The following is a 23,489-nucleotide window of genomic DNA, read 5'->3' as shown; positions in this document are numbered from 1 at the left end:
CTTGCACACCTCGACTGCCGACCGTTTTGCGGCGGTGTTGTGGGACTTTGACGGGACCCTCGTCGATACAGAACCTCGCTGGGTCGAGGCAGAACTGGCGATTCTGTCCTCCTACGGAATCATGTGGGAGTCCGAAAAGGCCAGTAGCTTCACTGGCGGACCGATGACCGATGTCTGCGAGGCGATGGCCGGAGAGATTGGGGAATCGGCAACCACCGAGGATGTGCGGCACCAGCTCATCACGATGGTCTCGACCTTCAACCGGGAACGAGAGGTGCCGTGGCGTCCGGGTGTGCTGGACCTGCTGACAGAGATCCGTGAGGCCGGTGTCCCCATGGCGATCGTGACGGGATCGGCGCACGCTGTCGTCGAGCCGGTGCTTGAGGCCATCCATGACCGTATCGGCAACCCCTTTGACACCGTTGTGACCTTCGACGACGTCACCCCGGGGACGGCCAAACCGGCGCCAGATCCGTACTTGTTGGCTGCCGAAAGGCTTGGCGTCGACATCGCCGACTGTCTGGCGATCGAGGATTCCCCCAAGGGGACTACCTCAGCGACGACCGCTGGGGCCGCGGTGCTCACCGTTGACGGGCTGGCCGAGGTCGGTCCTGGACCTCGCCGGGTTCATCGCCCGGACTTGTCCGGTCTGTCACTGGCTGATCTCGTCAGCCTGTGGCACCTTGCCGACGAGGCTGCTGCTCCGGTGGCCAATGGCGGCGGGGGAGTCCTCCGTGCTGGGGAGCGGATCACCCTCACTGATCCCAAGGGGCGCAAACACTCGATCGTCCTGCAGTCGGGTGGCATCTTCCACACCACGAAGGGGGCAGTGCGCCACGACGACCTCATCGGCGGGCCTCAGGGAGTCGTCGTCACCTCCGTCGGCGGCTTGCAGTTCCTGGCCATGCGACCGATTCTCAGCGAGTTCACCGTCTCCATGCCGCGTGAGGCCGCGATCATCTACCCCAAGGAGGCGGCCCAGATCACGATGTGGGCCGACATCTTCCCCGGGGCGCGCGTGCTGGAGGCTGGAGTCGGGTCCGGCGGCCTGTCGATCCCATTGCTGCGCGCCATTGGGCCGAACGGACGCCTGCATTCCTATGAGAGGCGGCAGGAGTTCGCTGACGTCGCCCACAAGAACGTCGAGTCCTTCTATGGTGAGGTGCCGTCCACCTGGGACCTCAAGGTCTCCGATCTGGTGACGGGCATTACGTCCGAGCCGATCGACCGCGCCATCCTCGACATGCTTGCCCCATGGGAGTGCGTCGAGACGGTTGGCAAGGTCTTGGTTCCGGGCGGCGTGCTGTGCTGCTATGTCGCCACCACGACCCAGATGGGTCGGGTGATGGACACTCTTCGTGCCGATGGTGGGTGGACGGAGCCGCAGGCCACCGAGACGACGACCCGGGACTGGCACGCTGAAGGCTTGGCCATCCGTCCGGCTCACGGGACGACGGGCCACACCGGCTTCCTCGTCATTTCACGTCGGCTTGCTCCTGGTGTGACGGCGCCAGTGCGTAAGCGTCGCCCTGCTCCGGGAGCTTACGGGCCTGACTATCACGGACCTCGTCCACGCAACATCACCGAGCACGATCAGTGGCGGTTGCCGAAGGAGGAGAAGTGATGGTTGGGGTCGCATGACCACGTTGTGGCTGTGCCGCTGACGGGTTCAACCGCACGGTTTCATCAACAATCACAGAAAAGGGCCGGCGGGGTTCACTCGCCGGCCCTCTTGCCGTCACACCTGCCGTTTCCTGCGACGCGCCGTCCTGATGCCGATCATCACGGCGCGCCACCCGATGAGGGTGAGAGCCAGGAAGCTTGCCGCCACGATGATGAAGGCGACTGCCACCCCCTGATCGGTGAAGTAGCGAACCGCCATTCCCACGAGGAGGGTGGACGCCCACAGAACCAGTCCAGCCAGCCAGCGCTGTGCCGGGATACGGGCCGTCACGACGATGACCCAACCGACGGCAAGTCCCAGCACGAACGGAGTGCCGGTTCGTAGCAGGCCGCCGGGGGAGAGGGCCTCCCCGTGACTGGCCCGTCCAATCGTTGCGAACAGGATTACGCAGATGATGTCGGCGACGAGAGCTCGTCGTACCGAGGGCGATGCCAGCTCGTCATTCATCGCGGCCTCACGGAGAAGGCGAAGTCGGCCGTGGAGGTCGATGTGATCATCGGCGGGTGCAGGTCACGCATGCGGAACAGCTTGTGGCGATGGACAAGGGCCAAGGTGATGATCGTCGAGATGATGAGGATGCCACCCTCGACGGCGAATCCAAGCGCCATCGTCGACATCGGTCCACCTGAGATGAGGACGCGGAAGGCGTCGACGGAGTACTTCATCGGCATGACGACAGCCAGCTTCTGATAGACCGGCGGCAGCATCGTGACAGGGAAGGTTCCACCACATGTGGGCAGCTGGAGCACCAGGAGGATGAGGAAGATGGCTGTCTGTGGCGAGCCGAAGATGAGTCTCATCCAGAAGGCCAGCATCATCCATGACAGTGATGTCAATGTCACAAAACCTATGAAGTACCAGGGATGGACCGGGTCGAGTCCCAAGGTCAACCAGACGCCGAAGGCCATGATGTACGCACCAACCAAGGCGATCACCGCCAGCGGGCCGAAACCGACGAGCGCGATCGACAGGGCGTTGGCCCGACCAGTCATGGCACGACCGGAGAAGGTACGCACGACGAGGAAGGTCGAGATGCAGGCGATCCACATGGCGATGGAGAAGAACATCGGCGCGAGGCCACGTCCGTAGTACTTCGCGGAGTGAAGGATGGTCTGCTCGACGTCGACCGGGGAACTCATGACATTGGCCAGATTGGTGCGCTGGTCATCCGTCATGCCGGGAATCTGCTTGGCACCGGTATCGAGGCCTTGATGGAGCTTTGTCGCTCCCTTGGACAGAGCGTCAGCACCCGCCTTGAGCTGTCCCAGACCATTGCTCAACTGCATGACGCCAGAGGCAATTTCCGGAGCCTTCGCGGTGAAGTCGCGGCCGGCGTCGGTGGCGTTGTTGACAGCCTTGTTGAGATCCTTCGCTGCCGAATCGGCGTTGTCCATGGCACCGCTGATCGTCTCAAGGCCATTGTTGACCTGCTGAGCATCCTTGTTGAGACGATTCAGCGAGGCCTTGGCATTGTCGGCCAGGGTGTCAGCATTCTGCTGGTTGAGGCTCAGATTGAGACCGGCCGAGATATTTGCGACCGCCGCAATATTGGACGACACGGTCGTCGTTGAACTTGCGGCGCCATTGATTTGCTTGGTCAATGCGATGTAGTCAGGATCATCGGCAAGTTCAGGATGTTTGGCAGCAAGAGCCGATGCTTTGTTCGCCGCCCCGGTCACATCGTGCTGAATCTTGACGACAGAATTTCCGTTGGGATTCTGCAACGTCGCCGTCGCGGAGACGAGGTTACCGGCCTGTTCCTGTAAAGCAGGAAGGTTCTTGGTCACATTGTTGATGAGCGGAATCATTGCAGAATTGACGGCCTGAGCATCGGCCATGACGCTTTGTGCGGCGCCGGTGATGGCTTGGGCACCCACCCTGGTCTGGCCTACTGCCATCGACGTCTTGGCCGCTGCCGAATCGGCGTTCGCCAGTGCGGAATTCACCTTGTTAACGGTTGCGGTGGAGTCGCCAACGGCCTTGGTTGCCCCCAGGACCTTGGTGTTCATCTCATTGACGCCGGCGTCAAGGGTTTTCATGCCGGAGTCGAGTGTTGCTGAACCCTCGGACGCTTTCGTCAATGAGTCCTTGATGACCCCCAGGTTGACGAAGAGTGCATTGAAGTAGGTCTCGGACACACTTTGGTCCAAGGCCTGCTCAAGGGCTGTCTGAACCTGTGAGGTCAACAGACCGATGATGAATCCGTTTGCGTCGTCGCGGTGGAGCTTGAGTGTCGCCCGAGCCGGCTTGAAGTCACCGGCAGACACGATGCTCGTCGAGAAGTTCTCGGGTACCTCGATGACCATGAAGTACTCGGCGTCACGAAGACCCTGATAGGCCTTGTCCTCATCGGTTCCGAGGAACTGCCAGTCGAATCGTGGGTTCTTCTTCAGCGTTTCCTGGAATTCCTTGCCACCTTCGACGGTCCGACCATCAAACGTGGCCGGCTTGTCATGATTGACGATCGCAATCTTCACCTTGTCGGTATTGGAATAAAGATCCCAGTTGGCGTGAAGATAAATACCACCGTACAGCAGCGGAATAATGAGAATGAAGATGAGGCCGAGCTTGGAGCGTCCTTTGAAACGCCGAAACTCGAACTGTACGAGTCTGATGAATCGAGTCAGCATGCGTTATCTCCGGGGGCAGTCATCGGTATGGGCATTTTCCGTCGGAGTGTTGTATTCGGTTTCTTCGTCGGGCGCGGAATCGGTCTTGGTGTCGACCTCGGGTTCGGTGTTTTCTTCCTCTCCTTCGAGAGGAATCTGTGTCACCTCTGGGGCTTCCGGGTCGCGAGAATTACCGTCGACATCCTTGTTGCCATGAATGTCCTTGACCGCATGGGCACGGTTGTGGGCCGGCAGTTCAACGTCGAGGGATCCGGGCGGCGCCATGTCGTCGTCCACTGTCGCGGCGATGATGGTCGAGTCGTCGAGCTCGGTGAGCTTTGAGAACATCTCGAACAACAATCTCTGCTGGTTGTGGGGAACCATGACATCGGCATCGTCAATGACGACTACCTTCGTCTCCCTCAGCATGGCGAGAGCCAGCGACGTCACGGCACGCTCAATGGCTTCGAGCTGCTCGAACTCGCAGGAACGGTCGATGCGGAAACCGACGATTTCCTCGATCTGACGCACCCTGCTCTCGGCTGTCTTGAGGTTGACAGCATCGAGGTGGCATCGCTCGGCGAGTGATTCATTGAGGGTCAGGCGATCCTCTGGGACGACGTAATCGGCGATACGGGCCACGGACGTGCGATGAATGGCGCGGTAGGGCTCGGCCATCGCATCAATGCCGTCGATGATGAGGGTTCCGCGCGTTCTGCGGAACCGTCCGGAGAGGGCCAGCAGCAGGGCGGACTTTCCGGCACCGGCGGGGCCATGGATGACGGCTAGCTGACGCGGCGCGAGGTCCATGTCGAGAGGCCCGAAGATCATTCCTTGCCGCCCCTGGGCGTTCAAGTCGCGGGCGTGGAGCACCACTCCCGAGGCGTCCTCAAGGGCCTGGGTGTCGACCGGAGGACGTTTCGAGAAACGCATCACTGGAGGAACCCCCTGATTGAACGTTCGATGACATCGGTTATGACCTGCTGGTCGATGACTGCACTGGCCACCGAGAATTCCAGGGCAAGCACGTTGACCAGACTGAGGACCACTACCGCGAGGCTGCGTGGGTTGGCATCCTCCGCGGACTTGACGCGGTCGAGTACACAGTACTGGGTCGTCAAATCGACCAGTTGAGCGATCCGCTGTTTCTGCAGTTTTGTGTAGGCCTCGGCGATCTCCTCGTCGTGGCGGGCCAGAGCGCGGAATTCCGCGAGAATGACCTGCCACGGAGCATCTTCCAGGAGGATCTCCGTGAGCTTCTCGCTGATCTGCCTCATGACCTCGTCGGGGTTGCCACCGCTCGAAAAGATGGGGGAGAGGGCATCGACGACATCCCTCTCGCCACTGGCAAGCCTTTCGGTGCACACCTGTCCGAAGAGGTCGGGCTTGGACCCGAAATTGGAGTACACGGCCCCTTTGGTGAATCCGGCATCCGATGCGATGCGACGCAGACTCGCGCCGGCATAGCCGTCCCGTTCGAAATTTTCGGTGGCAGCGACGAGTATGCGATTTTTGACCTCGTCGCGATGAGGCCTTTCCACTGCGGTAGGCATCACAGGTTGTCGTCCTTCGGAAGAGCAAGGGGATCGTAGGCAGTACCACTGGTATCGAATACCGATGGTATCCGCATCGGGGTCTGTACCCAAATCGGTCGGCTAGGCTGGAAATCCCGAGTGCATCCGTGACGAGGAGGGTCATGCCACTGTCGCTGTCCGATCTCGATGAGGATTACCTCACATCGAGTACAACCACCGATTCGTTTGCACTGTTCCTGAGGCGTGTGGCCCCTGAGCTGCTGCCTCCGACGACGGTGGACACCAGTGTTCCTGAGTTGTCGAGGCACGGCAGAACGGTGCTGGCCATCCGTTGCAGCGGGGGCGTGATAGCCGCCGCCGATCTCGGATCGGCGATGACGCGGCACCCAGATCAGCGAGATATTGACCGAATTCTCGGTACCGATGATCGCTGTGTGATCGGAATTGCAGGCGCAGCGGGGCTCGCGGGGGAAATGATTCGTCTCTTTCAGGCCGAGGTTGATCACCTCGAGAAGATCCAGGGGCAACGGATCAGCATGGACGGTCGAGCCGCGAGGTTGTCGAGTCTGGTGCGCTCGAACGGCACAATGATGGCTCAGGGGATGGCTGTGACGCCGTTGTTGACCGGGTGGGATGACCTCGCTCACCGCGGACGCATCTTTTCCTATGACGGAACGGGTGGACGCACCGAGAAGCACGCCCACGCCTGCGTCGGGTCCGGGACTCTGTTCGCCACCGATGTCCTCGATGACGGTTACCGCCCCGGGATGGATCGCGACGAAGCCATCATGCTCGCGATTCGCGCCCTGCACACCGCCATCAGTGACAGCACCACTTCGGCGCTGTCGGGACCTGATCTGTCTCGTGGTCTGTACCCGACCGTTGCCCATGCCGATTCCACCGGTGTCAGGCGGATTCCCACCGAGGAAGTCGCGGTGTTGGCGAAGCGGGTCGTCGACGAGATCACTGCCGAGGCGGAGCACGAGGAGGTCCAGTCATGACGATTCCTGCCTACGTTCCACCGAGTCAGTGGGTGGCCGACCGGGCCAGTTTCGTGTCTGATTCGATCCGTGATGGAGGCGACGGCGTCATTGTCGCTCGTTGCGCGGAGGGCATTGCGTTGGTTGCCCGTCAGCGTGGTGCAGATCTTCCCAGGGGTATGAGGTCGATCTCCGAGATCCATGATCGGCTCGCCTTTGCCGCGGTCGGGATCTTCCATGAGGCCGAGGACCTGCGGGTGGCGGGCATCCGTTTCGCCGACCTCCGTGCCTACGCCTATGACCGACTCGACGTCACGGGACGCAGCTTGGCGAGCATGTATTCCCGCGTTATCGGCAAGGTCTTTTCCTGCCCTGATATCAAGCCCTATCAGGTCCAGGTGACGGTGGCAGAGCTCGGCCTCGTCCCTTCCGAGGATCGCTTATACACCATTGACTTCGACGGGACCGTGCGTGCCAGCACTGATCCCGTTCTCATGGGAGTGGCTTCTGAGAAGTCTTTCGACCTGCCGGACCATGTGTCGGTGTCTGAGGTCGTTCGGGCTTCGATGAGCGTTCTTGACGCCGAACCAGAGAGCATAGAAGTGGGACTACTCGATCGCCACGCCTCGACCCGACGTCATTTCCGCCGTCTCGACGCTGCCACCGTGCTGGAGGCTGACAGTGACGAGTCCTGAGGACGTTGCACTGGCCTTGAGGGGTCCCATTCTCATCGTCGGTGCAGGACTCATCGGTGCGTCAGTCGGGAAAGCCCTCGTCGCCGCGGGGGCTGACGTCCACCTGTGGGACATCGATCGCGGCAACGCCCTGGTGGCGGCCGGACGTGGCGCAGGCCAGCTGGACGGCCTCGACGACGATGCGTATCGGGTCGTCGTGGTGGCAACCCCACCCGCCGCCGTCGCCTCGACCATCGTCGAGCGCCTCAACCGTCATCCCCACGCCGTCGTCACGGACACCGCGTCGGTCAAGGGAGCGGTGCTCGCCGAACTCATCGACTTGGCAGCTGGTCGAGATGTCGATGTCACCAGGTATGTCGGCTCACACCCCATGGCTGGCACTCAGTACACAGGCCCATTGACAGCTTCCGACGAACTGTTCGTCGACCGCACCTGGGTGGTGACTCCCCGTACTGACAACCGGCATGATGACGTCGAGCAGGTCATTGCTCTGGCCAGGACGTGCGGCGCTCGTGTGGTGAGCATGGATGCTGACGAGCACGACCGAGCCGTCGCCGAGGTGTCCCACCTTCCTCACCTCATGAGCATCCTCACGGCGGCCAATCTGCGACATGCTCGTCCTCAACATCTCAGGCTGGCAGGATCGGGGATCCGTGACATCACGCGAGTGGCTCGTTCCCAGACCACCATGTGGCGTCAGATCCTCAACTCCAATCGCACTGAGGTTCGTCGTCAGCTGGAAGCCATTCGTGACGATCTTGACGACCTGCTGTCTCGTCTGGACGACCCGGACCGTCTGGAGGAATTCCTGGGCGTCGGGCAGTCGGGGGCACGCAAGATCACCGGTAAGCATGGCCACCAGATGATGGAGATCAGCGTCGTCGTCGTCGAGATTCCCGATGCGCCTGGTGGCCTGGCCAGGTTGTTTGCTGATGTCGAGGCTGCTGGGGTCAATGTCGAGGACCTGTCGGTGGAGCATGATCCGGCTCGTGAGGTTGGTTTCCTGTCCATCGATGTCGCCCCGGATCGTGCGGAGCAGTTGAGGGCCTCAATGCGCGATCATGGCTGGTCGGTGCGTTCCTGACCCTTGTCGGTGGATGCCGATAGTCTCGCCTGGTCGGATCGTCATCGAAAAGCAGGCAGAACGTGTCACCCTCACCTCTTGTCATCGCCATTGACGGGCCCAGCGGGTCCGGTAAGTCGTCGACCTCTCGCGGGGTTGCCAATCGACTCGACGTGGCCCATCTGGACACCGGATCGATGTATCGCGCGGTGGCCTGTCGTGTTGCCCATCTTGGAATTGATCCGAAGGCCAATCCGCTCGACGCCATCGAGGTGGCTCGTACCTGCCGGTTGGACATTGACACCTCTGCCAACCACGACCTCGTCGTCATCGACGGTGACGATGTCACCGAAGAGATCCGGTATCCGGAGACCAGTGCCACGGTGTCTGCGGTTGCGACCATTCAGCCTGTTCGAGACGCCCTCACCGCTCGCATGCGCCAGATTGCGGCCAACTGCGGACGCATCGTCATGGAAGGTCGCGACATCACCACGGTTGTGTGCCCCGACGCCCAGGTGAGAGTGCTCCTGGTCGCCGATCCTGCCGTTCGCATCGCGCGTCGTCAGGCTGAGTTGGGGGAGAAGGTCGACATGGAACAGGTCATCGACTCGATCGTGCGTCGTGACCGTGACGACTCGACGGTGTCCACCTTTGAGCAGCCCGCTAAAGGGGTGACCTTGGTCGACTCCACCCATCTCGATCTGGGGCAGGTCATCGACGCCGTCATCGGCCTGGTTCCTCAGTCGCTGCGCTGAACGATATTTCCACGGGCGCGAGTGCGTGTACCGTGGTTCAGTCCCCTAGCAGGAGTGTGCCCTCATGTCCGATTCGCCCGAGTTCCTCGACGGCCCCAGTGACGGCACCGAGGAAGCCCTTCCCAAGCCGGTCGTCGCCGTCGTCGGGCGGCCCAATGTGGGTAAGTCCACCCTCGTCAACCGCATCCTCGGACGCCGAGCGGCTGTTGTGCAGGATGTCCCCGGCGTAACCCGAGACCGGGTGTCCTATGACGCCGAGTGGTCCGGTCGTCAGTTCGTGCTCGTAGACACCGGTGGTTGGGCCTCCGATGCCTCAGGCATGGCCGCCATGATCGCTGAGCAAGCTGAGCTGGCCATCTCGACGGCCGACGCGGTGCTGTTCATCGTCGACGCCAATGTCGGTACGACTGACGAGGACGAGGCTGTCGTCCAGGTGTTGAGGCGGTCACGCAAACCCATCGTCGTGGCAGCCAACAAGGTCGACGACGTGCGTGGTGAGGCCGAGGCCGCGACGATGTGGAACCTCGGTCTGGGGGAGCCCCACCCGGTGTCTGCCATGCATGGCCGCGGATCGGGTGACCTTCTCGACGCCCTTATTGAGGTGCTGCCAGAGAGCCCGGCCAGTTACGAGACGACCGGTGGTCCGCGCCGTGTTGCCATCGTCGGCAAGCCGAACGTCGGCAAGTCCTCGCTTCTCAACCGTCTGGCCCGTCAGAATCGTGCAGTGGTCTCGGATGTCTCCGGGACGACGGTTGACCCGGTCGACGAGTTGGTGACCGTTGGCAGCACCCTGTACCAGTTCATCGACACTGCTGGACTGCGCAAGCGGGTCAAGGAAGCCTCGGGGCACGAGTACTACGCGTCCCTACGTACCCGGGCGGCCATCGAGCGCGCCGAGGTGTGCGTCGTCGTCATCGATGCCTCGGAGCCGATCAGTGACCAGGATCTGCGCATCCTCACCATGGTCGAGGAGGCCGGACGCGCGATGGTCATCGCCTACAACAAGTGGGATCTGACCGACGACGAGCGTCGTCGTTATCTGGAGCGCGAGATCGAACGTGACGTGCAGGCCTACTCCTGGGCTCCGCGGGTCAACATCTCTGCTCTCAAGGGTCGCAACGTCGACAAGCTCGAAAAGGCCATCGAGACGGCTGCCGCAGGTTGGGAGACGAGGATCTCGACCGGAAAGCTCAATGCCTTCCTCGGACGTCTGGCGGCGGCACATCCCCACCCCGTGCGTGGTGGCAAGCAGCCGAGGATCCTCTTCGGTACCCAGGCTCACACCTGCCCGCCGACCTTCGCCCTGTTCACCTCAGGGATGTTCGACCAGGGATACGTGCGGTTCATCATCAGGCGGCTGCGCGAGGACTTCGGCTTCGCCGGATCACCGGTGCACGTCGAGATCCGTCCACGCGAGAGGCGCGGAAAGAAGTGACCAATTTGGTTGGAGGAGCGGAAGTACGCTAGTGTACTTCTCCGGATCGCCGAGCGATCCAATCGGGCTGTAGCGCAGCTTGGTAGCGCACTTGACTGGGGGTCAAGGGGTCGCAGGTTCAAATCCTGTCAGCCCGACGAAATGCCTGGTGAGAAGGTGATTCTCACCAGGCATTAATCATTTCTGGATAGGAGTCCCTCCCCCCATGACTCCCCCGGGGGTGCTCGTTGTTGCTGGGGCCGGGCACCGGGCGCGTGCTGCGCTTCTGGTCCCGGCCATCTCAGATGGGCTCGTCGTCTTCGTTCCCTGTCACACTCCGGGATCGGTATCCTGAGCGGGTGGACATGCCGAAGCCAACCCCGTTTCCTGCCCCCGCCGACGATCTCCGACTGGTCATCTCCGACATGGATGGCACCCTCCTCGACGGCGAGGGGAACATCCCGGCCCAGCTGTGGCCACTTCTGGAGATCATGAAGGATCGTGACGTCGCCTTCGTACCGGCTTCCGGACGCCAGTGCGCCACCCTGTCCACGATGTTTCATTCCCACCTCGACGGGATGCCAATCATCTCGGAGAACGGTACCTATGTCGTCCGCGATGGCGCCGACGTCTCCTCATCGATCATCGACCCCGACCTTGCGCACGAGGTGATCGAGGGAGTTCGAAGGCTCGCCGAAGATGGGCATGACGTCGGTTTGGTCGTCGCGACCAAGTCCATCGCGTACCTTGAACGCGGGGATGACCTTTTTGTCTCCCACGTCGCGACCTACTATCACAGCCACACCGTCGTCGATGACCTCACCGAGCACACCGGCGACGTCATCAAGTTGTCCATCTATGACTTCGGCGAGGCCTCCGAGGTCACTCACCCGACGATGCAGCGCATCGCCCCTGACCACCAGGTCATCCTTGCCACCCCGAACTGGGTCGACATCATGAACTCCGGCGTGAACAAGGGCAGTGCCGTCAAGGCTGTGCAGGCCGATCTGGGTGTCACCCCGGGCCAGACAGCGATCTTCGGCGACTTCCTCAATGACCTTGAGATGATGCCGCTGGCGAAGTGGTCCTTCGCAATGGCCAACGCCCATCCCGACATCATTGAGGCCTCGAACTACGTTGCTCCGTCCTACAAGGAGAATGGCGTCATCACGGTCCTCGCCAAGCTCCTCGACGTCGAAGTACCCGACGCCTGATCAGGCCAACCCAAACTCCCTGGCCCGCCGCCAGAGATGGTCGCGGGCCTCCGGGTGGGCAGTGTTCTCGATGAGTTGACGAACCTGCTCATTCTGGGAGTTTCCGAACAGCTCAGCCGTGCCCTGCTCCGTGATGATGACCGAGGGCTGGATCGCCGAAACCGGTGAATCAAGCACGTCCACGATCGTCGAGCGGTTGGCTTTCGGATGCCAACTGCGCATGGCAATGAGGGCCTGACCACCGGGGGAGTGCATGGCGCCCACTAGGAAGTCGGTGGATCCACCGACCCCGGAATAGATCTTGGTACCGACGCGAGTTGCGTTGACCTGACCGAACAGGTCCACCTGCAAAGCCGTATTGACACTGGTGGCCTTGGGTTGGCCAGCGATGGTCCCGGGGTCATTCGTGGTCTCGCAGCGTAGCAACCGCACCCGCGGATTGTCGTCGAGCCACTCGTACAAGGCGGGTGTTCCCATCGCGAAGGTGCCGGTGACGACGCGATCGTCCAGGGTATGAGCATCGTCCAGGAGGCGGATGGAGTCGGTGAGGAGTTCGGTCCACACGCCTACGTGGATGTTCTCGGGCAGCTGAGCGACGACGGCGTCAGGAACCGCACCGATCCCCACCTGGAGGGTGGCGCCGTCACGGATCCGAGAAGCCACCCGGTCACCGATTTGGCGGGCCAGCGGACCCGGGGACGGCATGGAGGCAGTTGGCAGAGAAGCGTAGACGAAAACACCGATATCAATGTCATCGACGTCAACGATCCCGTCGCCGAGGACATGGGGCATGTTCGGATTGACCTGGGCAATGATGAGAGCACCTCGCCGCTTGGCCGCGTCGAGGGCGGCCGGCAACACCTGGACCTCAATACCCATGCTCACGGTGCCATTGCGTGGCGTGCTGGTGTGCAGAACGAGGATGTCGGGCGCGAGTCGCTCCTCGTAGAGGCTCGGTGCCAGGCTTAAACGACAGGGGACGTACTCGAGGCTCTCGGCACGTCGACTACCCGGGCCGATGAAGATCGTCTCGTGAACGACGTCCTTGCGTGTGGGTACACCGACTGGCGCATTGATGCACACCAACCGCCACGTCTCGACACACCGGTCGATGATGCCCAGGAGTGGTACGGGAGTGGCCCCCGAACCGCCACAGACGACCCGCGGCTGGCCTGCCACACCCCGCAAGACGCGTTCAAGGCCGACTTGATCCATCATGCGCACGACAAAGAGAGTAGTGGCTGGGACCCTTCACATGGTGGGCACGACGACGAGAACTGGCAGAATGGTCGCGATGTCACCCCGTCTGCCAGCGCACAGAACCAGCCCCGTAGGCCCCGGAGTCGGGACCGTCGAGACCAAGTACGCGACGGTTGCCACGCCGGACGACCCTCTCCATCTGATCGCTGGTGGCCGTCTCGATCACGTCACCGTCGCCTACGAAACCTACGGCACTCTCAATGAAGCTCGTGACAATGCGGTGTACATCTGTCACGCTCTCACCGGAGACGCCCACGCAGCGGGTTTCCACCCGGGAGCGGATCGCCCAGGGTGGTGGGACAACATCATCGGACCGGGTCGCGCCATCGACACCGACCGCTTCTTCGTCATTGCTTCCAACCTGCTGGGAGGCTGTTCCGGTACAACTGGACCGGCCTCGACCAATCCGGACACCGGGAAACGCTGGGGACTCGATTTCCCTCAGATCGACATGCACGACTTCGTCGAAGTGCACCTGCGACTCGCCGAGCACCTGGGTGTGGAGCACTTTCACGCCGTTGTCGGCGGCTCCATGGGCGGTATGCAGGCCCTCGACTGGTCGCTGACGTACCCGTCGACCCTGGACAACGCCATCATCATTGCCTCGTCGAGCGGGTTGACAGCTCAGAACATCGCGTTCTCCGCGGTGGGACGCGAGGCGATCCTACGCGATCCAGCCTTTGCGGATGGCACCTATGACGACGTCCGCCCAAACACCGGATTGTCGATCGCGCGGATGCTCGCTCACATCACTTATCTGTCCGAGGACGCCTTCGCCGAGAAGTTCGGACGGTCTCGTCAGTCCGAATCGGTGGAACGCGGGTTCGGCATCAACTTCGCCGTCGAGTCATACCTTGATCACCAGGGCGAGGCCTTCCTCACCCGATTCGACCCACTCAGTTACATCTATCTGACTCGGGTCATGGACTACTTCGACCCGTTCGGTCGCGCCGGGGCCACCGACGCACTGGCGGCAGATCCGGTTAACTTCCTCGTCATCTGCTTCGACACCGACTGGCGATTCTCCCCGGCCCACTCACGCCGGATTGCCCGTCATCTCGAGGGGGGAGGGCTACCAGTGAGTTTCGCGACGATTGCCTCGTCGTGGGGTCATGACTCCTTCCTCATGAAGCTCGACCCCTACCACGACCTCGTCAAGGCCTTCCTCACCGCCGACCGGTTGCCGATGAGGGCATCACCGCGGGCACCACACTTCGACGGCCACCTGTGCACGAGGGAGACGACGCTGTGACACTCCGTCCCGATCAACGCATCATCACCTCGCTCGTGCCGTCCCATTCCCGCGTCCTAGACCTTGGATGTGGCGACGGTTCCTTGCTCCGTCACCTCATCACCACCCGAGACTGTCTGGGGACCGGTGTCGAGTTGGATCAGTCCTCCCTCGCCACCGCGATGTCGGCGGGGGTGCCGGTGCTGGGGATGGATCTCAACGAGGACCTGGGAGAGTTCCACGACGACTCCTACGACGTCGTCATCTTGTCGCAGACCCTGCAGGCCGTCGTCTCTCCTGACGTCGTCTTAGCGGAAATGGCACGCATCGGCACCCTGCTCATCCTGCTCGTGCCGAACTTCGTGTACTGGCGCAACCGACTCAAGATCATCGGAGGCAGGATGCCGGCCTCCCACGATCTGCCGTACTCCTGGCATGACACCCCCAACCAGTCGTATTCCGGCGTGGCAGACCTCGAGGACTGGTTCGCCGAGTTCGACCTGGAGATTGTCAAAAGAGTCTGCCTCGACGGCCGGGGTCGCCCGTCCCGGGTAGCATCTGCGGCACCGAATTTGCTCGCCGGATCCACCATTCACGTGCTGAGATCCCACTGGGCCGAACCGGGGACAGGGAGGAGCCACTCATGACCAAGCACCACGACGAGGAGGACGAAAATCGGTCGCCGATCCTGGAAGCCACCGACCGCCAAATCCTGAGTCTGCTCGAGGGAGACGGTCGGATGTCGTGGACTGAGCTCGGACATCAGACGGGTTTGTCCACCTCAGCCGCCCAGCAGCGCGTCAAGAGGCTCGAAGCCAAGGGAATCATCTGCGGCTACCACGCCACCCTGAACCTGGAAGCCATCGGCGCAGGCATTACGGCTTTCATCTTCCTCAACCCCATCGATCCTGGGGAGGACGAGAGGATCCCCGACGTCCTGAAGACCTTCTCGGAGGTGAGAGGCTGCCACTCCATCGCTGGCGCAGCCTCCTACCTGGCGAGAGTTCAGGCCCCCAATACCAGTCGCCTCGACCAGCTGGTCACCCGCATTCGCAAGGAGTGTCACTGCGGGACGGAAACGGTCGTCGTCCTCGACACCATGTTCGACGATCTCGGCATGCTGGGTACCCGGTGACACACCTCTCCCACCTTTCGCACACGTCGTGGCTGCGCGGCCTGGCTGCACTTGCCGCCGGAGCCGCCACAGGTACTGGATTCCAGCCGCTGGATTGGTGGATCCTCGTCATTCCAGGACTCGCCGCACTCATCCTGCTCGTCCGTCCCACGACAGGCCGTGCCGCGGCGGGTCTGGGATACCTCTTCGGTCTCGGCCTGTTCGCCACCACCATCGCCTGGGTCGGCGTCATGGGCCCTCCGGTGGCGGTGCTTCTCACTGCCGTCATGGCGTTGTGGTGTCTCCTGGCCGGGTGGGCCATCCGCTGCGTCAGTGTCCTGCCCGGTGCGCCTTTGTTCCAGGCCATGGTCTGGACGGCCACAGAAGTGGGAGCCGCTGCGGTCCCGCTTGGGGGGTTCGGCTGGGTTCGGCTGGCCTGGACTGTCGTCGACACTCCATGGGTCGGAGCCCTGAGGTGGGCTGGGACGACGGGGACGAGTCTTCTTGTGGCCCTGGCGGCAGCCCTCTTGGCGCGTGTCGTCGCTGCCCGAGGAAAGAGGAGAGTCCACAATGCGGTTGGCCTCATGGCAGAACTCGTCGTCGTCGCAGTCCTGGCGACCGTGTCAGGGACGATCGCCACACGCGACACTCATGATGACAGCGTTCGGGTACTCGTCGTCCAAGGGGGAGTGGACGGTACTGCCGGTCCCTACGCGATGGGCTATGCCCGGTCCGTCACGGACAATCATCTGTCCCAGACGATTATGGCCGTCGCCGAGCAACGGGTTTCAGGCAAGGGCGCACACGACATGATCCTGTGGCCCGAGAACTCCACCGACATCGATCCAGTTCTTGACGTCAAGAGCCACCAGATCGTCATGGGGGCGCTGGCCATCTCGAAGCGGCCAATTCTCGTGGGAGCAGTGACCGACGGACCCGGCGATGACGAGCGCCAGACGACGTCGATGTGGTGGCCGGCGTCGTCACCCAAGCCGACATCCATCTATCACAAACGCAACTTGGTGCCGTTCGGTGAGTGGATTCCGGCCAGGTCATTCTTCCTGCCACTCATTCCCATACTGGAGAATATTGGACGCCAGTCCGTTCCGGGGACGACTCCGGGTGTCCTCGACTCAACTATTTCTGGGACGAAGGTTCCGATCGGTGTGGTGGTCTGTTTCGAGGTTGCCTATGACGACACTGTCGCGGACACGGTTCGCCATGGGGCAAGAATTCTTGCGGTTCAATCCAACAACTCGTCATTCATCGATACCGCCCAAACTCCCCAGCAATGGCAGATCACCAGAGCGCGCGCGGTTGAAACTGGGAGACACATCATCGTCTCGACGACAAATTCCTTTTCTGGGTTGGTCAATCCGGATGGCTCAGTATCCCTGCGTACCGAAGAGGGAGCGCACACCAATTTCACGGTGCGGGTTCCGCTGGAGTCCGAGCTGACGCTGGCCGTGAGAATGGGGATGTGGCTACGGGTCGTCGTCGTTCTCGTTGCGGCTGGCGCGGTAGTGGTGTCGGTGATTCGACGTCGTCGCGATATGCTCGCACAAGCAAACAACAGATCGGAGAGGAATGTTCACCACCGGCACTGAGGTCCGGCTCGACAAGGTCCTCGTCATCATTCCGACCTACAACGAGGCGGAGAATGTCGAGACGATTGTCGCGCGCACCCGCCGCGCTAATCCGAAGGTCGATGTTCTCGTCGCCGACGACAATTCTCCGGACGGCACCGGTGAGATCGCTGACCGTCTGGCGTCTGCAGACGATCACGTTCACGTCCTGCATCGCAAGGGCAAGGAAGGCCTCGGCGCCGCGTACCTTGCCGGGTTCCACTGGGGTTTGGACCACGGCTACGACATCCTCGTCGAGATGGATGCCGACGGCTCCCATCAACCCGAGCAACTGCCGTTGCTCCTCGAGGCCCTCAAGCATGCCGACATGGTCAAGGGATCTCGCTACGTCAAGGGTGGATCCGTCGTCAACTGGCCGAAGTACCGTGAGCTCATCTCGCGTGGTGGCGGCCTGTGGACCCGGATGTGCCTGGGAATTGGTGTCAAGGATCCCACCGGTGGTTTCAACGCATTCCGCGCGAACACCTTGCGGACGATCGGCCTGGACGAGGTTGCCTCGGCCGGTTACTGTTTCCAACTCGACCTGACGTGGCGCACCCTCAAGAAGGGCATGACCGTCGCCGAGGTGCCGATTGAGTTCATCGAGCGCGAGTACGGCAACTCCAAGATGAGCAAGGAAATCGTCGTCGAGGCTCTGCTTCGCACCACCTTGTGGGGGGTTGACTACCGTTCTCACCAGCTCAAGGATCTCGGGCACGTCGCCCTAGAACGGGCTGAGCAGGTTGCTGGCGACATCAAGGACCGTCGCTCGAAGCGCTGAGGCCAAACCAGAGACCATGAGAGTGCCCCGCGGAGCTTCTCTGCGGGGCACTCTCATGGTCTTCGGGGCCACGACACGCTGACTCGGTGTCGCCCCAGGACTCTGACCGAGGATCAGTCCCCCTTACGGATCTCCTCCAGCCTTTCGGCAAGCAATTCCTCGAGTTCAGGGATTGAGCGACGCTCAGTAAGCATGTCCCAGTGGGTGCGCTGCGGCTTCTGCTTCTTCCGCTGAGGATCGGTGCCGTCGCTCCGCAGCGCCTCAGCGCCACAGCGCGGGCACTCCCACAAGCTCGGCAGATCTGCCTCGGTGGAGAAGGTGAGGTCGAAGTGGTGACCGTTCTGACAGTCGAAGCCAATCTCTTGGCGTTCGGCCATCTCAACGCCTTCTTCGTCCTCGAAGCTCTTGGATCCCAAACCCATGCCTCGCAGTGCACGGTCGGCCATGATGCTCCCTCCTGGTCGTCGGCGTCAGGCCCTGGTTGGGCCGTCGTCCATGGATCCAGCATCCCACAAGCCACAAAATCCGGGAGCAGAACCGAATTTCGGGACGAGCGTTCGCGTCGTGGAACAAGCTGTGACCAGTTGGGCATCCAGCTCGCCGCGACTCACCGTGGAATGAGTGTCGGGGCGTCCTTGGGCTGGTGAATGCGCGCGAAGTCGCACATGAGGTCGGGGCGATCCGTGACGATCCCGTCGACTCCCATGTCCATGAGTTCTCGAGCCTCTGACACCTCGTTGATCGTCCAGACGTGAACCGCTCGACCAAGGCGATGGGCAGCGGCAACGAAGGTCGGCGTCACCAGGGGAACACCGTACCGGCTCACACGATGGGGGACCTGGTACGCGTCGCCTCGGGATTCGGCCATCTGGAGGCTGTTCGGTCCGACGACGGCCCACCCAACTCCGACCGGTCCCACCGCGGTGGCCGTGCGCTCGCGCGCCAACCGGCGGAACGTTCGGATGCGTTTGCTGCTGAACGATCCGACGCAGACCCGATTCCAGGCCCGGTGACGGGAAAGGACCTCGATGAGGGGCATGGTGGCGGCGTCGTGCTTGATGTCGATATTGATGAAGGATTCCGGAAAGGCGTCAAGGACGTCATCGAGGGTGGGGATGGGCTCTCCGCCGACGCTGGCTTGCCTGACCTCGTGCCACGGCATCTTTGCGATGACACCGCTGGACTCGGTGACCCGGTCGAGAATGGGGTCATGAAAGGCCATGAGGACACCGTCACTGGTGGCGTGAACATCAGTCTCGAGGTGGGTGCATCCCAGATCCACCGCATGTCTAAAAGCTGCCAGGGTGTTCTCGATCCCCTTGTTGGCAGTCATTCCGGCTCCGCCCCGATGGGCAAGAACGGTGAACGGACGTTGGCAATACGGATAGTCAGTGGCTCGCACAGCCATCCATTCTGCCCTTGAGATGGTTCGGATCCGTGATCGCCATGGCAACTACAGTGTCCATGCGTGAGGCCCACCGTCTTGTCATTGCAGTCCCATGTCGTCCAGGGAACCGTCGGAAACAGCATCGCGGTTCCGGTGATGCGCGTCATGGGGGTCCGAGCATGGGGGATGCCCACGGCTCTGCTGTCCAACCACAATGGCCGCTCCAGCGTCGCCGGTATCCCGATCGATGCTCAGCAGATCAACGGCATGGTTGACGCCCTCAATTCCAACGGCGAACTCAAGCATGTTGACGCTGTATTGTCGGGTTACCTCACGGCTCTCACCGGTCCCACCGTCTTGCGGACCGTGGAGAAGTGCCGGGAGCACCATCCCGATGCCATGTGGGTCTGTGACCCCGTCATGGGAGACATGGTTGGCGATCAGGTGAGGATTTACGTTCCCGACGACACCGTGGCTTTCATGAAAGAGGCTGTCCAAAGTGCCGACGTCCTTGTGCCGAATGTGGCCGAGCTCGGCATTCTGACCGACACCGTGCCGCGCACGATTGACGAGATCGTGGACGCAGCTCGTGGCCTTGATGGCCCGAAACTCGTCGTCGTCACCTCGGTACCGCATCAGGACGAGAACGGTGACGGGCTGGCCATGGTTGCGGTGACGGGGAAGAGGACCGTTGTGACCCATGGCCCCCTCATCGACCGTCACTTCAACGGCGCTGGCGACCTGACGACGGCAGTCCTGACGGCCCAGCTCGTCGCAGGGGAGTCCCCGGAGACTGCACTCGGCAAGGCTGCAGGCGTCGTCCATGCGGTCCTCGAGCGCACTTGGAACCATCCCGGTGACGAATTGGACTGGTCGCCCGAGGACGCCTCGGCTCAGCCGTGGAAGACGGAGATCTTGGCTCCCAGCGCCCCGAGTCGGGTGGGTAGGTCCTCGTAACCGCGGTTGATCATGTAGACGTCGCGCAGGGTCGTCTCGCCGGAGGCGGCCAGGGCAGCCAACAACAGGCAGACGGCCGGGCGCAGGGCCGGTGGGCAGATGAGTTCACGGCCGCGCCAGCGCGTCGGTCCCCGCACGATGAGTCGGTGCGGATCGAGGAGCTGGACGTCGGCTCCAAGTTTGCCCAACTCGAGCAGATGGATGGCCCGGTTCTCGTAGCACCAGTCGTGGATGAGGGTCTGGCCCTTGGCCTCCGCGGCGATGACGGCGAAGAACGGCAGGTTGTCGATGTTGAGGCCCGGGAAGGGCATCGGGTGGATCTTGTCCGCGACCGCGCGTAGCTTGCTCGGGCGGACGGTGACGTCGACCAGACGGGTGAATCCGTTGTGGGAGACGTACTCGGGGGAGAGGTCGAAGTCCAGACCCATCTCGGAGAGAATCGCCAACTCGATTTCGAGGAACTCGATGGGGCAGCGGGTGATCGTCAGCTCAGACTTGGTGACGACGGCTGCCGTGAGAAGGCTCATGGCCTCGATCGGGTCCTCGGACGGCGCGTACTCGACGTCGACATCTATGTTCTCGACGCCACGAATGCGCAGGGTCGTCGTCCCGATGCCCTCGATCTCGACGCCGAGCTGGCACAGGAAGACGCACAGGTCCTGAACCATGTAGTTCGGGCTGGCATTGCGCAATACCGTCACGCCCGGAGTCTGGGCTGCGGCGAGCAGAGCGTTCTCGGTGACGGTGTCGCCGCGCTCGGTCAGGACGATGTGACGCTCCTTGACCGTGCGATCCGTCATGTGGCACTGGTAGAAACCCTCGGTCGCGACGACGTCAAGACCGAAGGCGCGCAGGACCTGGAGGTGAGGCTCGACGGTACGGGCGCCCAAGTTGCAGCCGCCGGCGTAAGGGAGCTTGAAGGAGTCATAGAAGCGCATCAGTGGGCCGAGGAACATGATGACGCTTCGGGTGCGACGGGCGGCCTCGATGTCCATGTCGTCAAGATTGAGCTCAGCAGGACGAATGAGGGTGAGGTCGCGCTCGTCCTCGGACCACTCGTAGGTGACGCCGATGGACGTCAGCACCTCAAGGATGCGATTGACCTCCTCGATGTGAGCGACTCCGCGCAACACAGTGCGGCCACGGTTGATGAGGCAGCCACACAGCAGGGCAACGGCAGCGTTCTTGGAGGAACGCACCTCGATGGAGCCCTCGAGCTGGTGGCCGCCTTCGATGCGGTAGTTCATCGTGCCGCCACCCGGCTGGGTGATGATGGGGGACTCAAGGGCCTCGGCGATGCGGTTGATGTACTCCAGCGAGAGGTTCTGTGTGCCTGACTCGACCCGGTGGATGGCGCTCTGGGAGGTCTTGAGGAGCTCCGCCAGTTGGTTCTGCGTCATGCCGCGCTGCTTGCGTGCGTCGCGGATGAGGCGACCGACGGCAGCTGGGGTGATGTTGTCCACAGCAGATCCTTTCGACGAGATGAAGTCTTCCGACAAGGATATATCAGATCTGAGGTTGAACCGCGGGGCAGAAGGGGCCAGTCGCAACCCGACAGAAATCTCCTCAGTGAGATCTTCGTCACAGGCCGACCTTCCCACTAGAGTGTTACCCATGAGCTCACATTTTGACGTTGTTGTCCTCGGAGCTGGCCCTGGCGGCTACGTTGCCGCCATTCGTGCCGCTCAGCTCGGCAAGAAGACCGCCATCATTGAGAAGGAATATTGGGGTGGTGTCTGCCTCAACGTTGGCTGCATCCCCACCAAGTCGCTTTTGCGCAACGCGGAACTTGCGCACATCGTCACCAAGGAGGCTGGCGCCTTCGGCATCGGCGGCGACATCTCCGTCGACTTCGGCAAGGCCTACAGCCGGTCGCGTGAGGTGTCCGACCGGATGGTCAAGGGTGTCCACTACCTCATGAAGAAGAACAAGATCACCGAGTTCTCCGGGTGGGGTGAGTTCACCGGGCCCAAGTCCGTCGTCGTCAAGGACGGGCAGGGTCAGGTGTCCGACGAGATCACCTTCGACAACTGCATCATCGCCGCTGGGTCCACCGTCAAGACCTTGCCGGGAACCCAGCTGTCGGCCCGCGTCGTCACCTACAAGGAGCAGATCCTCTCCGACGAGGTCCCCGGATCGATCATCATCGCTGGTTCCGGCGCCATCGGCACCGAGTTCGCCTACGTCCTGGCCAACTACGGCGCCCAGGTCACGATCGTCGAGTACCTCGACCGGATGGTCCCCAATGAGGATCCCGAGGTCTCCAAGGAACTCACCAGGGCCTACAAGAAGCTCGGTGTCAAGGTCATGGCCGGCACCAAGGTCGAGTCGATCGACGACTCGGGAGACAAGGTCAAGGTGACGGTGAGTCCGGCCAAGGGCGGCGAGTCCACCGTGCTCGAGGCTGACCGGGTCCTGCAGGCTGTCGGCTTCGCCCCGCGGGTCGAGGGGTACGGCCTGGAGACCACCGGCGTCAAGCTCACCGAACGCGGCGCCATCGAGATCGACGACTTCATGCGCACCAGCGTCCCGGGCATCTACGCCATCGGTGACTGCACGGCCAAGCTCATGCTGGCCCACACCGCCGAGGCCCAGGGCGTCGTCGCCGCCGAGACCATCGCCGGGGCGCAGACCATGCCCATCAACTACGCCATGATCCCTCGGGTCACCTACTGTCAGCCGCAGGTCGCCACCTTCGGCTACTCCGAGGCCCAGGCCAAGGAACAGGGCTACGACGTCAAGGTGTCACGGTTCCCGTTCTCGGCCAACGGCAAGGCCTGGGGCATGGGTGACGGGTCCGGCTTCGTCAAGGTCGTCGCCGACGCCCGTCACAACGAGCTGCTGGGAGCCACCATCATCGGACACGACGTATCCGAGCTCATCCCGGCGCTCACCGTGGCACAGATGTGGGACATCACCACTGACGAGGTGGCCCGCAACATCTTCCCGCACCCATCCCTGTCGGAGGCTCTCAAGGATGCTGTCGAGGGTATTGGCGGAGAGATGATCAACATCTGACGTTCTCATGTATGGCTTGAGGCGGGGTCCTGATGACGGGGCCCCGCCTCGGCGTCTGGGCCGCAAGCCCCGGTGTTGCAACAGAGCGAGTTCGAAGACGCGAATGCCGGGCATGAGACCCACGACGAAGACGGATCGAGGGGCCGCGGTCATCCGCGGCCCCTCGA

General features: G+C 62.2%; 22 protein-coding genes and 1 tRNA gene. 15 read left to right on the top strand and 8 right to left on the bottom strand.

The window, feature by feature from the left end; all coding sequences use genetic code 11:
• Window position 1 precedes the first annotated feature (1 nt).
• Complete coding sequence (locus ACP8LP_RS06035) at window positions 2-1,624, top strand: HAD-IA family hydrolase (RefSeq protein ID WP_063279952.1); 1,623 nt, start codon at window positions 2-4, stop codon at window positions 1,622-1,624.
• Window positions 1,625-1,738: 114 nt separating this feature from the next.
• On the opposite strand, the gene ACP8LP_RS06030 is transcribed toward ACP8LP_RS06035, so the two are convergent.
• The 4 genes from ACP8LP_RS06030 to ACP8LP_RS06015 are packed head-to-tail and all read right to left on the bottom strand — an operon-like array spanning window position 1,739 to window position 5,846.
• Entirely contained in the window at window positions 1,739-2,131 is a 393-nt protein-coding gene (locus ACP8LP_RS06030; protein ID WP_016667677.1) for a DUF3054 domain-containing protein, read from the bottom strand.
• Window positions 2,128-4,314: a YhgE/Pip domain-containing protein gene (locus ACP8LP_RS06025; protein WP_063279953.1), complete on the bottom strand. Its 2,187-nt coding sequence runs from the start codon at window positions 4,312-4,314 to the stop codon at window positions 2,128-2,130. Before ACP8LP_RS06025 ends, ACP8LP_RS06030 begins: the two co-directional genes overlap by 4 nt.
• A gap of 3 nt (window positions 4,315-4,317) precedes the next feature.
• Window positions 4,318-5,226 carry an ATP-binding cassette domain-containing protein gene (locus ACP8LP_RS06020; protein ID WP_016667679.1) on the bottom strand — a complete coding sequence of 303 codons (909 nt, stop codon included), beginning with the start codon at window positions 5,224-5,226 and terminating at the stop codon, window positions 4,318-4,320.
• Complete coding sequence (locus ACP8LP_RS06015; RefSeq protein ID WP_036975990.1) at window positions 5,226-5,846, bottom strand: TetR/AcrR family transcriptional regulator; 621 nt, start codon at window positions 5,844-5,846, stop codon at window positions 5,226-5,228. The genes ACP8LP_RS06020 and ACP8LP_RS06015 overlap by 1 nt, the downstream gene beginning before the upstream one ends.
• Window positions 5,847-5,989: 143 nt before the next feature.
• On the opposite strand from ACP8LP_RS06015, the gene prcB reads away from it, so the two are divergent.
• The 7 genes from prcB (at window position 5,990) to ACP8LP_RS05980 (ending at window position 11,949) form a co-directional block, all read left to right on the top strand.
• Entirely contained in the window at window positions 5,990-6,829 is an 840-nt protein-coding gene (gene prcB / locus ACP8LP_RS06010; protein WP_016667681.1) for a proteasome subunit beta, read from the top strand.
• Window positions 6,826-7,503, top strand: a complete 678-nt coding sequence (gene prcA, locus ACP8LP_RS06005; RefSeq protein ID WP_016667682.1) for a proteasome subunit alpha — start codon at window positions 6,826-6,828, stop codon at window positions 7,501-7,503. The genes prcB and prcA overlap by 4 nt, the downstream gene beginning before the upstream one ends.
• Window positions 7,466-8,587 carry a prephenate dehydrogenase gene (locus tag ACP8LP_RS06000; RefSeq protein WP_252906089.1) on the top strand — a complete coding sequence of 374 codons (1,122 nt, stop codon included), beginning with the start codon at window positions 7,466-7,468 and terminating at the stop codon, window positions 8,585-8,587. Before prcA ends, ACP8LP_RS06000 begins: the two co-directional genes overlap by 38 nt.
• 62 nt (window positions 8,588-8,649) lie before the next feature.
• A complete protein-coding gene (gene cmk / locus ACP8LP_RS05995; protein WP_484483339.1) occupies window positions 8,650-9,321 on the top strand; it encodes a (d)CMP kinase in 672 nt (223 codons plus the stop codon).
• Between the two features lie 64 nt (window positions 9,322-9,385).
• Window positions 9,386-10,756, top strand: a complete 1,371-nt coding sequence (gene der / locus ACP8LP_RS05990) for a ribosome biogenesis GTPase Der (RefSeq protein ID WP_016667685.1) — start codon at window positions 9,386-9,388, stop codon at window positions 10,754-10,756.
• A 63-nt stretch (window positions 10,757-10,819) separates the two neighbouring features.
• Window positions 10,820-10,893: transfer RNA gene (locus ACP8LP_RS05985), tRNA-Pro, on the top strand.
• A 207-nt stretch (window positions 10,894-11,100) separates the two neighbouring features.
• Entirely contained in the window at window positions 11,101-11,949 is an 849-nt protein-coding gene (locus ACP8LP_RS05980; protein ID WP_016667686.1) for an HAD family hydrolase, read from the top strand.
• On the opposite strand, the gene ACP8LP_RS05975 is transcribed toward ACP8LP_RS05980, so the two are convergent.
• Complete coding sequence (locus ACP8LP_RS05975; RefSeq protein WP_016667687.1) at window positions 11,950-13,167, bottom strand: acetyl-CoA hydrolase/transferase C-terminal domain-containing protein; 1,218 nt, start codon at window positions 13,165-13,167, stop codon at window positions 11,950-11,952.
• A 67-nt stretch (window positions 13,168-13,234) separates the two neighbouring features.
• Here ACP8LP_RS05975 and metX point away from each other — a divergent pair, with 67 nt between their 5' ends.
• Genes metX through ACP8LP_RS05950 form a run of 5 tightly spaced genes read left to right on the top strand, consistent with a single transcriptional unit; the run spans window position 13,235 to window position 17,960 of the window.
• Entirely contained in the window at window positions 13,235-14,461 is a 1,227-nt protein-coding gene (gene metX / locus ACP8LP_RS05970) for a homoserine O-acetyltransferase MetX (RefSeq protein WP_016667688.1), read from the top strand.
• Window positions 14,437-15,087, top strand: a complete 651-nt coding sequence (gene metW / locus ACP8LP_RS05965) for a methionine biosynthesis protein MetW (RefSeq protein WP_036975992.1) — start codon at window positions 14,437-14,439, stop codon at window positions 15,085-15,087. Before metX ends, metW begins: the two co-directional genes overlap by 25 nt.
• The gene (locus ACP8LP_RS05960; protein ID WP_016667690.1) at window positions 15,084-15,575 is read left to right on the top strand and encodes an Lrp/AsnC family transcriptional regulator; all 492 of its coding nucleotides are present in this window, start codon (window positions 15,084-15,086) and stop codon (window positions 15,573-15,575) included. Before metW ends, ACP8LP_RS05960 begins: the two co-directional genes overlap by 4 nt.
• Complete coding sequence (gene lnt / locus ACP8LP_RS05955; RefSeq protein ID WP_016667691.1) at window positions 15,572-17,161, top strand: apolipoprotein N-acyltransferase; 1,590 nt, start codon at window positions 15,572-15,574, stop codon at window positions 17,159-17,161. The genes ACP8LP_RS05960 and lnt overlap by 4 nt, the downstream gene beginning before the upstream one ends.
• Window positions 17,142-17,960: a polyprenol monophosphomannose synthase gene (locus tag ACP8LP_RS05950; RefSeq protein ID WP_484483338.1), complete on the top strand. Its 819-nt coding sequence runs from the start codon at window positions 17,142-17,144 to the stop codon at window positions 17,958-17,960. Before lnt ends, ACP8LP_RS05950 begins: the two co-directional genes overlap by 20 nt.
• A gap of 113 nt (window positions 17,961-18,073) precedes the next feature.
• Here the strand turns inward: ACP8LP_RS05950 and ACP8LP_RS05945 are convergent, their stop codons facing one another.
• Together ACP8LP_RS05945 and ACP8LP_RS05940 are read right to left on the bottom strand one after the other, a co-directional pair.
• Entirely contained in the window at window positions 18,074-18,406 is a 333-nt protein-coding gene (locus ACP8LP_RS05945) for an RNA polymerase-binding protein RbpA (RefSeq protein WP_004811252.1), read from the bottom strand.
• Between the two features lie 161 nt (window positions 18,407-18,567).
• Window positions 18,568-19,362 carry a glycerophosphodiester phosphodiesterase family protein gene (locus ACP8LP_RS05940; protein WP_187117036.1) on the bottom strand — a complete coding sequence of 265 codons (795 nt, stop codon included), beginning with the start codon at window positions 19,360-19,362 and terminating at the stop codon, window positions 18,568-18,570.
• Window positions 19,363-19,428: 66 nt separating this feature from the next.
• Here ACP8LP_RS05940 and pdxY point away from each other — a divergent pair, with 66 nt between their 5' ends.
• On the top strand, window positions 19,429-20,304 hold the full coding sequence (pdxY, locus tag ACP8LP_RS05935) for a pyridoxal kinase (protein WP_016667694.1): 876 nt from the start codon (window positions 19,429-19,431) through the stop codon (window positions 20,302-20,304).
• Here pdxY and ACP8LP_RS05930 read toward each other — a convergent pair.
• Window positions 20,241-21,767, bottom strand: coding sequence for a helix-turn-helix domain-containing protein (locus ACP8LP_RS05930; RefSeq protein ID WP_016667695.1), 1,527 nt, complete (start codon window positions 21,765-21,767; stop codon window positions 20,241-20,243). The two genes, pdxY and ACP8LP_RS05930, sit on opposite strands and share 64 nt — an antisense overlap.
• A gap of 151 nt (window positions 21,768-21,918) precedes the next feature.
• Here ACP8LP_RS05930 and lpdA point away from each other — a divergent pair, with 151 nt between their 5' ends.
• Window positions 21,919-23,322, top strand: coding sequence for a dihydrolipoyl dehydrogenase (lpdA, locus tag ACP8LP_RS05925; RefSeq protein WP_016667696.1), 1,404 nt, complete (start codon window positions 21,919-21,921; stop codon window positions 23,320-23,322).
• The last annotated feature ends 167 nt before the right edge of the window (window positions 23,323-23,489 follow it).

The sequence above is a fragment of the Cutibacterium sp. LaCa_89 genome, from assembly GCF_058177555.1.
The sequence above is the reverse complement of the archived record's forward strand: the minus strand, read 5'-3'. Positions and strand labels throughout refer to the sequence as shown.

Coding starts and splice junctions, on each gene's coding strand:
- metX (WP_016667688.1), top strand. CDS start 13,235: ATGGTCGCGATGTCACCCCGTCTGCCAGCGCACAGAACCAGCCCCGTA.
- ACP8LP_RS06030 (WP_016667677.1), bottom strand. CDS start 2,131: ATGAATGACGAGCTGGCATCGCCCTCGGTACGACGAGCTCTCGTCGCC.
- ACP8LP_RS05945 (WP_004811252.1), bottom strand. CDS start 18,406: ATGGCCGACCGTGCACTGCGAGGCATGGGTTTGGGATCCAAGAGCTTC.
- prcA (WP_016667682.1), top strand. CDS start 6,826: ATGACGATTCCTGCCTACGTTCCACCGAGTCAGTGGGTGGCCGACCGG.
- ACP8LP_RS06025 (WP_063279953.1), bottom strand. CDS start 4,314: ATGCTGACTCGATTCATCAGACTCGTACAGTTCGAGTTTCGGCGTTTC.
- der (WP_016667685.1), top strand. CDS start 9,386: ATGTCCGATTCGCCCGAGTTCCTCGACGGCCCCAGTGACGGCACCGAG.
- ACP8LP_RS05950 (WP_484483338.1), top strand. CDS start 17,142: ATGTTCACCACCGGCACTGAGGTCCGGCTCGACAAGGTCCTCGTCATC.
- ACP8LP_RS06015 (WP_036975990.1), bottom strand. CDS start 5,846: ATGCCTACCGCAGTGGAAAGGCCTCATCGCGACGAGGTCAAAAATCGC.
- ACP8LP_RS05980 (WP_016667686.1), top strand. CDS start 11,101: ATGCCGAAGCCAACCCCGTTTCCTGCCCCCGCCGACGATCTCCGACTG.
- ACP8LP_RS05975 (WP_016667687.1), bottom strand. CDS start 13,167: ATGATGGATCAAGTCGGCCTTGAACGCGTCTTGCGGGGTGTGGCAGGC.
- lpdA (WP_016667696.1), top strand. CDS start 21,919: ATGAGCTCACATTTTGACGTTGTTGTCCTCGGAGCTGGCCCTGGCGGC.
- ACP8LP_RS06020 (WP_016667679.1), bottom strand. CDS start 5,226: ATGCGTTTCTCGAAACGTCCTCCGGTCGACACCCAGGCCCTTGAGGAC.
- ACP8LP_RS05960 (WP_016667690.1), top strand. CDS start 15,084: ATGACCAAGCACCACGACGAGGAGGACGAAAATCGGTCGCCGATCCTG.
- prcB (WP_016667681.1), top strand. CDS start 5,990: ATGCCACTGTCGCTGTCCGATCTCGATGAGGATTACCTCACATCGAGT.